Raw genomic sequence first — 8622 nt, forward strand, 5'->3', positions numbered from 1 at the left:
TGGTGTTTTTATTTTGAGCTTTTATTGAAAGTGGCTAACTTGATTATAAAATTCGCAAACTATTATTAATCTTTATCGGAGCAACATTTCTATTCATAATTTATTCATTTACCTACGTTCAAATAGCTAGAGCTGATGACAATAAAGATTATGAAAATGCTTTGTCAACAGCACCCAAAGGTTTAAATTGGAATAATGACGCCTTCGTCGTTGCTAACTTCCAAGCGGCGGCTGAAAAACGATTACGTAGACCTGTCATCGTACCTTCAAATAACATGTTTAATTCAAGTATGACTAATAATGCTCAAATTACTCAGTCGACTAATCCCGATCCCAATACTAAAGGAACCAGTGTCATCAAAATGACTAATGATAAATATCAAACTGGGGCTGTTTGGAGTAACATGAATTCTGATAATTATTTTGATATTCAACATCCCCAAAGGGCATCGATGTGGCTTTACTTTGGACCTGCTACTAGCTCTACGGGATTTGTTGGTGATGGTATGGCCTTTGTTCTTCAAAATGATAAAAACAAAGAGAATTCGATTGCACTTTCCGCGGATGGAATTCCTGTTAATGGACAAGCCCTAGGTGTTTGGGGAGCCGATTGGGATCACGAAAATCAAAGCTTTCCGGATAGGCTCGCCAAAACTGCTATTCAAAAAAGTTGGGCCTTAGAATTCGATACTTTTGTCAATCGGTATAAACCAAGTATTGGTGGTACTGGTGAAGGGGTTTCTTTCGATTTGAACGTTGGAGATGGAAATAACGGTGATCGTCACATTGCCGGTAATTATCCCGCATTAGCAACCACCTATAAAAGTGATGGCGACTACCCTGGATTCTTTACCATGGATCATGGAAAAAATTATAAACTCCACTCCAATTTAGTAGACGGAAAGTGGCATCATGTCACTATCACTTGGACGCCTAAAAGTGATACCGACCACTCACAAGGAACTATAACTTATGCTTACAATGATAAGGATCCCAAATCAGGAATCCCCATTACTGACCCTAATCAAGTAGTTCAAACATCCTTCAATATTGATACAAAGAATTTTGGACTAACAGAAAATAACACTAAACTTTATTGGGGATTTACCGGTTCTACCGGTAAATATTCTGAGAACAACTTATTAGTCTTCGAATCTATCCCCTCTTTCGTTGATGCTGAGGCAGTTCCAGCTATTTATGATGATTCTCAAGGTGGAACTGAAATTACTGAAAGTAATAACACTGTCGATCCCAATAGTGATATTAGATATACTTACACATTAAACTATAAAGGTTGGACTAAAAATTGGGACAAAATTAGTACAAAGGTAGATGTCCCTGACCATATTAAATTCACTAGTGGTACAATAACTTATCCAAATTCAGCAGGCAATAAACCACATCAAATAAATCCAAGTGTCTTTAGCAACTCTAACGCCACTAAACTTAACTTTCTCTTACCTGATAAACTCACACCTGAAAGTAGAACTGCTATTATTGAATTACATGGTAAAACTGAAAAAAATGCCACGGAAACTTTGACTGTTCCTGCGGCTCATGCTTCCTTTGAAGGTGATAATCTTATTACCGATGCTAACACTATTCCATTCAAAATTAGATATAGAAAATTAAATCTATATAGTGACTCACCTAATATTATTAAAGTGAAAGAAAATGAAGATGTTTATATTCCAGCTCAAGTAACCTATGCTGGTAGCAATAATAATCCTTACTATCAAAACCTGACAGTTTATCAAAAATTAAATAATAATTCTACAGAAACACAAAGTATTACTGCTGATTTATCTGGTAATTTTGAACTTCCTATAGCCAGTTATTCGTTAGACAAAATCAATACTGTTTCTTTTTACGTCAAAGATCAAGACGGGAATACTAGCAATACTATTACACGTCAAATCACTGTTGGTGGTAATTTAGCGTTTGACTACGTACAAAATATAGTCTCTTTCAAACCTATTAATGGCTCCTTCATTGACGAAATCTTACCACGACTTGGAAAATGGCAAATTAATGTTGTTGATAGTCGAGAAAAAGGAAGTCAGTGGTCTGTCCAGGCCAAAGCCAGTGATTTAGTTTCAGAGGATAAAAATAAATTATTAGGTAACTTATTTTATCGAGATGCTAATGGAAAAGATCATGATATTGACAAAGAATTTCCCGTTGCTACACATGTAAAGGATACTGATGATACTCAAGTCAAAAATATTGCTGATACGTGGACTGATAATAGTGGAATATTATTATCAGCGAAAAAAGGCAACAAGGCTGGAATCTATAAGGGCACGATATCATGGTCACTAATCGACTCCCTTTCAAATAAAAATAAAGCATGAGAATCTCCCAATTCTTACTAAAATATACGTTTGCAATAATAAAAGGAGTGCTCATATCGATCCACACAATGTGGGTCCATATGAACACTCCTTTTTAGACTACAATTGTTCTCTAACTACGATATCCCATAAACATGGCAAAGATTAAGATTACCAAAACGATCGTAGTAATAATTACATATAAATTATCATGCTCCTTATAAAAAGCATATATTGAAACAACTACTCGTAATACTGGTGTCAAAATAAGTAGAAAAACACCTAGCATAATAACAGCATATGATTTTCCAGCCGCAACTCCAGCAAAGATTGCCATAAATCGACGTGGAAATTCACCTGAAGCATAACCACTGCCACCCATAAAGTATAAGGCCATACCTATTAAAATAACGATTGCTGAAGTGACCACACCGATACGTAAAATTTTTCCAATTACTAATTCAACCTGTCGTGTTTCTTCATGTGTATTATTATTCATTAGATATTCACCCCAAATCCTTTAAGAGCCATTTGTACTCCCATGTAAAGAATAATAGGAATAAAAATCATTCTGATGATCCTTGGCTTTAAGACTTGCATTAAACGGGCACCAATTGTTGCCCCAACTAAAACACCAATTGCCAATGGCGCAGCAATATCGGGACGAATTGAACCATTAAAGAAATATACTGTCGCACTAGCTGCAGCAGTAACACCCATCATCAAATTACTTGTAGCACTTGATGGTTTTAAAGGCATTTTCATGATTGTATCCATAGCGATAACTTTAAAAGCACCACTACCAATACCCAACAAACCACTAGCTAATCCAGCAGCCCACATCATGATAAATCCACCCGGAACATTTTTCATTGAATAATCAATCTGTTTTTGCTCCGCTTTATCATAATAAGTACTCGATAATTTAAACTTATCGACAATTGGATCGTGACCGGTATAAACACTTTCACCTTTTTTATCCATTAACTTACGAATCATATTGTAAGTTGAGTAAAGTAAGAAGAATCCAAATAAGACATATAAGAAATTACTGGAAAATACACCTACTAACAAGGCACCCATGATGGCACCAACAGTTGTTGCAATTTCCAAGAACATGGCCACACGCAAATTTAACATGTCGTCTTTTAAGTACGCAATTGTAGAGCCAGAACTTGTTGCAATAACTGAGATGATACTAGCACCAATCGCATACTTAATATCTAATCCCATCATAATAGTTAGAACTGGCGTAATGATCATTCCGCCACCAATCCCCAAAATTGCACCAAGAACTCCAGCTCCTACTCCCATTACTAAAAGTAGTAGCATTGAATTCATTATTTTTCCTCTTTTTCGTCTTCATCTTTTTTAGAGAAATTCTCTAAAGAAGTTTCATAGTTCCCTTTCATTATATCCATTGTGTGCTTTATTTCATCATTTTTTAAGCTATTTTCAGAAATTAAATCAATATGGAACTTAGAGGCATTCAAGTAATCACAACTAGTTGAGAGATAAATTTTTGTTTCAACTTCAGCATCATCATCAAAAAAATGTGTTACTTTCTTAGCGTCAGCAAATGGTAAATTGATAATTCCAGTTTCTAAATAAAAATCAATTGGAAATTCCGCATCGGCAACATGAATAATCACTTGTGAAAGCTCATTATCAGTTAAATCTTTTTCCAACTGTTCTTTAGCTTTATTTAATGACCAAAGATCTTCTTGTAGTAAATCATCCTTGCTTATATTTAGTTTAGTTTGTTTAAATTTTTCATCTTGAATATTTTCGATAAAATCAGTAACTTTAATTTTCATTATTTTCTCCTAGAGGTACAATTTCAAAAAGTTTTCCACAGCACCTTGATATTTTTTAGAATCGACGTAGTAGCTCCGTATATGAACCCCTTGACTTTCATAAGATTCTCTCGGGAATTTTCCACATGTTAATAACTTTTCACGCATTTCAAATGGTACAGTAAAATCATTTTTTCCATGCATAAACAAAATTGGTAACGTATTTTTAGCCAAAGCCTTTGTACAATCTGCCTGTGCATATGAAAAACCAGCTCGTATTTTTGAGACTAGTGAAATTCCCTTGATCAAATATCTACCTTTAATATGATACCTTTTTTGACAGTGATAACTCAAGATGTTCGAAGCACTCGTATATCCAGAATCTTCAATCACCAGTTTAACATTCTTTGGCAATTGATACTGTGTCGTCAACATAACAGTAGCCGCACCCATAGATGCACCAAATAAAATAATTTTACTATCAGGATGTTTATCATTAACTTCTTTGATCCATTCTAATAGATCTAAACTCTCAATATGACCAAAACCTAGATACTTACCTTCACTTTTACCAGCAGCCTGATTATCAATTTGTAATGTATTAAAGCCTAATTTATCAAATAATTGAGCGTGAACATCCAACGATTTATGATCTACTCCAAATCCGTGAACCAAAATAACCGTTGTAGAACTTTTATTATCGGTGAACCATCCATACAACTTACTGTGATTAAATTTCGAATTTATTTGCCATTCTTGTTTTGGTTTTTTTAAATATTTTTCTGTTTGTTCAACTAATCCTTCATCCATTTTAACTTTCGGAGCTTCCGCTCCCAAAGCCTTTGAGCCTCTTTTTTGAATGAATAAAAAAAAGGCGTTCAAAATTAGAACGACTAGTAATAACAATATCAAAAGTAAAATTATCATGATATTCCCTCACTTACGCTAATTCTTTAACGCCTATCATAGCCACAGCTACGATAATCATTGATATAGTAATACCGACAAATAATGTCGAGAATGATAGTGCTGTAATAATCAAACTACCAGCATAAGGACCAACTGCACGTCCCAAAGAACCAAAGATACTATAGAAGCTTTGGAAAGTTCCACGATTCTTATTCGTCGACATCTTACTCAATAAAGCTGGAATAGTTGGAAAGACCATTGATTCGCCAACCGTTAAAACCAACATACTAGTTACAAATGCTAAATAAGTCTTAGCTCCTGGTAATAGCAAGAAAGATGAACCCATGATTACAGTTCCAATAAAAATTTGATACTTTAAAAGTTTAAATATTTTTGAGATGACACGATTCATAACTGGTTGAATAATTAACAACGAGCCAGCATTAATAGTAAAGACAAGTCCGTATTCACGTGTTGTGTATCCTTGATTAAGCATGTAAGCAGACAAGTTGCTGTCCCATTGTGAGTAGCCTAACCAAACGATAAAGATTGATGCACAGATAATGAAAAGATTTAATTTGAACCGTCCTGATCCAATTTCAATTTTTGGATCAACGTTATCATTATCGTAACTAGTTAATTCATCAGAATCATCGTGTTCTGAAACGTGTTCCAATAAATTAGCCTTAAATAGTAAAATAATTGAGCTCAAAACAAATAACAACATTGGTATAAAGAAAGTAAAGAAAATGCTCCACTTGAATATGAATCCAACTGCAGTTGAACCCACGGCAATACCAATATTTGATGCTAAATACATATTATTAAAGATTACTCGACTATTCCCCGACATTTGTTCCGCCACAAAAGCTGTATAAGCGTTAACTGCCGTATAAATTAGTCCCATTCCGAATCCTAAAATAAATAGCATAATAGCATATGTTGGCCAAACATGATGAACTGACATACCTAACAAAGATACAATAGAAATTATGTAACCAATGTATAAAGTACCACGTTTAGAGAAACAATCGAACATAACGCCACCCATGGCATTTCCAATCATCATAAAGGCTGAATAAACCATTAATGTAAATCCCGCCGTTACCAAGGATTCATGCAAATTTTTATGAATAAAAATTGTATTAACTGGTAAAATAAAACCCATTACCAAATTAAACGCAATATTTAAAAGTAGTAACCACATTCTTTGTGCTCGCATTTTTTCACCTCTTCTATAAATTTTCCTATAAAAAAAACCATGGTATAAATTAACCATGGTTTTTTTGGTAGTACTCAAAATGAGTAAATAGATTCCGGTTCACATCCAGTTTCTATAGATATCCCTCACAAATCCGGTGAGTAGTGCTCGATACCCTACCTTCATAAGTGCCGTCCTAATTCGACGGCTCTCGACTCATCGCACAAGTCTCATCATAATATATTCTGAAATTTGTTGCAACTTTTTTCACTAAAGATTTGGATTTTCGTTAACTTTCTCTTCCGTCCAGATTTTATAAATTAAGTTTAATAAACCGCCCATTTGTCCATCTACACCGTTATACATCCAACGATAGATACATACATCTTTTCCCATTTGATCTTCGGGTGGATTAGCACTATTAGCTGTAACAATAATATCAGCCTCTGTAGGATCACTGACAATCTTAGCGTATGGTAATGATTGTAATGTCACTGATAAGTCTGAATAAACTAGGAAGAATGATTCTAATTCAAGATAAACTTTAACTTGAATATTCTTATTATAAAGTGAGAAGAATCTATATGCGATTGCATAAATAGCTTCTGAAATTTGTTTTGTTTTTCCATCCAATGATTGATACTTATCACGAAGCATTAAATGTTGGACAGTTGAATAAATTTTGCTCTCTAATCCCTCATCATTTAATTTACTAATAGCATCACCAAAACCTGAATATAGATTCAAAATCTCAATATAATTGTGATCTAATGCTAGAACACCAATAATACATGTAGTTAAATTATATTTATATCTCAAAAATTCACTATGTGACATCGCCATGTCAGAGATTGTTTGTTCAACATCAATTGGAATTAACTCCAAGAAATCATCAATAAAGTTAGCAAACAATGGATTATATCTAACCAATTGTTTAGAAACAGATTGAAGATAATCTTCTGAAACCTCAAAAGTGGCTGGAACACACATCAATAGAATATAAAAGTCAGCTGATTGGAACATTTGCTCCTCATAACTAACATCTTCTTTAATAGCACGCTTCAATTCGCGAACTTTTTTGCTACCGGTATCTCCCTCAAGCATTGAACCGGCGCTTTCAAAAATATTAGGGAAAGGATAATTGATAACATTCAAAGCATCCATATTTTTAACATGATTACCTGCCAAAATACGGTACAAATGAGCCATGACAACATAAGCATAAAAAGTCTTAGTAATATGATTAGTTGGTTTGAGACGATATTTGTCCAAAGCAATATCAACGACTTTAAAAGCTGTCTTCTGTGTAAAATCTTCAAATGGCCATACATATCCCCTAGTGGCATTCCAATATAACGCCGCAATAGCCAAACGAATTGATTCCTCATCACCTACAAAGCGCATTGGTTCATAAGCTATTCTGACACCGAAACGCTTTAAATAACCTCTCATTGGCTTTAAATGACGTAAAACTGTTGCCTTACTACTATCAAGTGTTTGATAAAAATGTTTAAATGAACTTTCTTTTTCTTTTACAATCGCATCTAAAAATAGATAACCATCAGAATTAGTCGTTAAATAAGCATGATAAGCATCTCTGGTAACGTCAAACATCTCTTCAGTCGAATACTTGCTCTTCTTCAAGATTCGTTTGAAATCTTCTTGAATCCCCAAAAAAGTATTGTAGACACTGCCGTAACTCTTATTCATTTGATAGGCAGCTTTTCGTAAGTTAATATCCTTTACCTTAATATCACGATTACGATATGTTCCAATAAGATCTGCACTAGCTAATTGATTAGTTCTTATTAACTTTATTTTATTAAATAATTGTATTTTTTCAATTTCGGACTTTGATAAAAATAAGTCAGTAAAGCTATCCAAGAACTCCACCCCCATAGATATAATTAGTTCTATTATAATAGAATATATCCAAAGTTTTATAATTTATATTTATATTATCATAAATATTTTCCTAAATAAGTAACCTACAATGTTTCAGAACTTAAATAAATAGACAAGATATTTATAGAAATATGAATATATTTTATTATCTATACCAATAAGTTATTTTACGCCTTATTTTAAATAAGTATAGTCCTTGAGCGTTCCTTAATTCAGAAAAAAACAATTTTCATAAAAAGTAAAAAATTAGGTTGAAAGAATCAATCTTTTTGAAGAAGCTAACCATTGTTTCATAGGGAATAATAAGATATTTTTGAAGGCTTTTTATTTTCCAAATAAAAAGCTCCTTAAAATAGACACATTGGCTAATTTGAAATAAATACTTTGAAAAATTATATTAATAATTTCTGAAAAAACATTTTTTAAAGACACAAAAAAAGGAATCAACCTAAGTTGATCCCTTTACCATTAGCGTGGC

General features: G+C 33.4%; 7 protein-coding genes. 1 reads left to right on the top strand and 6 read right to left on the bottom strand.

Annotated features, from left to right (window positions below; all coding sequences use genetic code 11):
- Positions 1-161: 161 nt before the first annotated feature.
- Positions 162-2354 (top strand): L-type lectin family protein, encoded by a 2193-nt coding sequence (locus FD33_RS06350; protein WP_056955848.1) that lies wholly within the window; start codon positions 162-164, stop codon positions 2352-2354.
- A 112-nt stretch (positions 2355-2466) separates the two neighbouring features.
- Here the strand turns inward: FD33_RS06350 and FD33_RS06355 are convergent, their stop codons facing one another.
- The 6 genes from FD33_RS06355 to FD33_RS06380 form a co-directional block, all read right to left on the bottom strand.
- On the bottom strand, positions 2467-2832 hold the full coding sequence (locus tag FD33_RS06355) for a DUF1634 domain-containing protein (protein ID WP_025086082.1): 366 nt from the start codon (positions 2830-2832) through the stop codon (positions 2467-2469).
- Positions 2832-3674 (bottom strand): sulfite exporter TauE/SafE family protein, encoded by an 843-nt coding sequence (locus tag FD33_RS06360; RefSeq protein ID WP_034544395.1) that lies wholly within the window; start codon positions 3672-3674, stop codon positions 2832-2834. The genes FD33_RS06355 and FD33_RS06360 overlap by 1 nt, the downstream gene beginning before the upstream one ends.
- Positions 3674-4150 carry a hypothetical protein gene (locus FD33_RS06365; RefSeq protein WP_025086080.1) on the bottom strand — a complete coding sequence of 159 codons (477 nt, stop codon included), beginning with the start codon at positions 4148-4150 and terminating at the stop codon, positions 3674-3676. The genes FD33_RS06360 and FD33_RS06365 overlap by 1 nt, the downstream gene beginning before the upstream one ends.
- Before the next feature lie 9 nt (positions 4151-4159).
- Positions 4160-5056 carry an alpha/beta hydrolase gene (locus tag FD33_RS06370; protein ID WP_056955849.1) on the bottom strand — a complete coding sequence of 299 codons (897 nt, stop codon included), beginning with the start codon at positions 5054-5056 and terminating at the stop codon, positions 4160-4162.
- 13 nt (positions 5057-5069) lie between these two features.
- Positions 5070-6260 carry an MFS transporter gene (locus FD33_RS06375; protein ID WP_025086078.1) on the bottom strand — a complete coding sequence of 397 codons (1191 nt, stop codon included), beginning with the start codon at positions 6258-6260 and terminating at the stop codon, positions 5070-5072.
- Between the two features lie 249 nt (positions 6261-6509).
- A complete protein-coding gene (locus FD33_RS06380; protein WP_025086077.1) occupies positions 6510-8123 on the bottom strand; it encodes a helix-turn-helix domain-containing protein in 1614 nt (537 codons plus the stop codon).
- Between the last annotated feature and the right edge of the window lie 499 nt (positions 8124-8622).

The sequence above is a fragment of the Companilactobacillus paralimentarius DSM 13238 = JCM 10415 genome, assembly GCF_001434985.1.
Taxonomy (GTDB): Bacteria; Bacillota; Bacilli; order Lactobacillales; family Lactobacillaceae; genus Companilactobacillus; species Companilactobacillus paralimentarius.

Coding starts and splice junctions, on each gene's coding strand:
- FD33_RS06355 (WP_025086082.1), bottom strand. CDS start 2,832: ATGAATAATAATACACATGAAGAAACACGACAGGTTGAATTAGTAATT.
- FD33_RS06375 (WP_025086078.1), bottom strand. CDS start 6,260: ATGCGAGCACAAAGAATGTGGTTACTACTTTTAAATATTGCGTTTAAT.
- FD33_RS06365 (WP_025086080.1), bottom strand. CDS start 4,150: ATGAAAATTAAAGTTACTGATTTTATCGAAAATATTCAAGATGAAAAA.
- FD33_RS06370 (WP_056955849.1), bottom strand. CDS start 5,056: ATGATAATTTTACTTTTGATATTGTTATTACTAGTCGTTCTAATTTTG.
- FD33_RS06360 (WP_034544395.1), bottom strand. CDS start 3,674: ATGAATTCAATGCTACTACTTTTAGTAATGGGAGTAGGAGCTGGAGTT.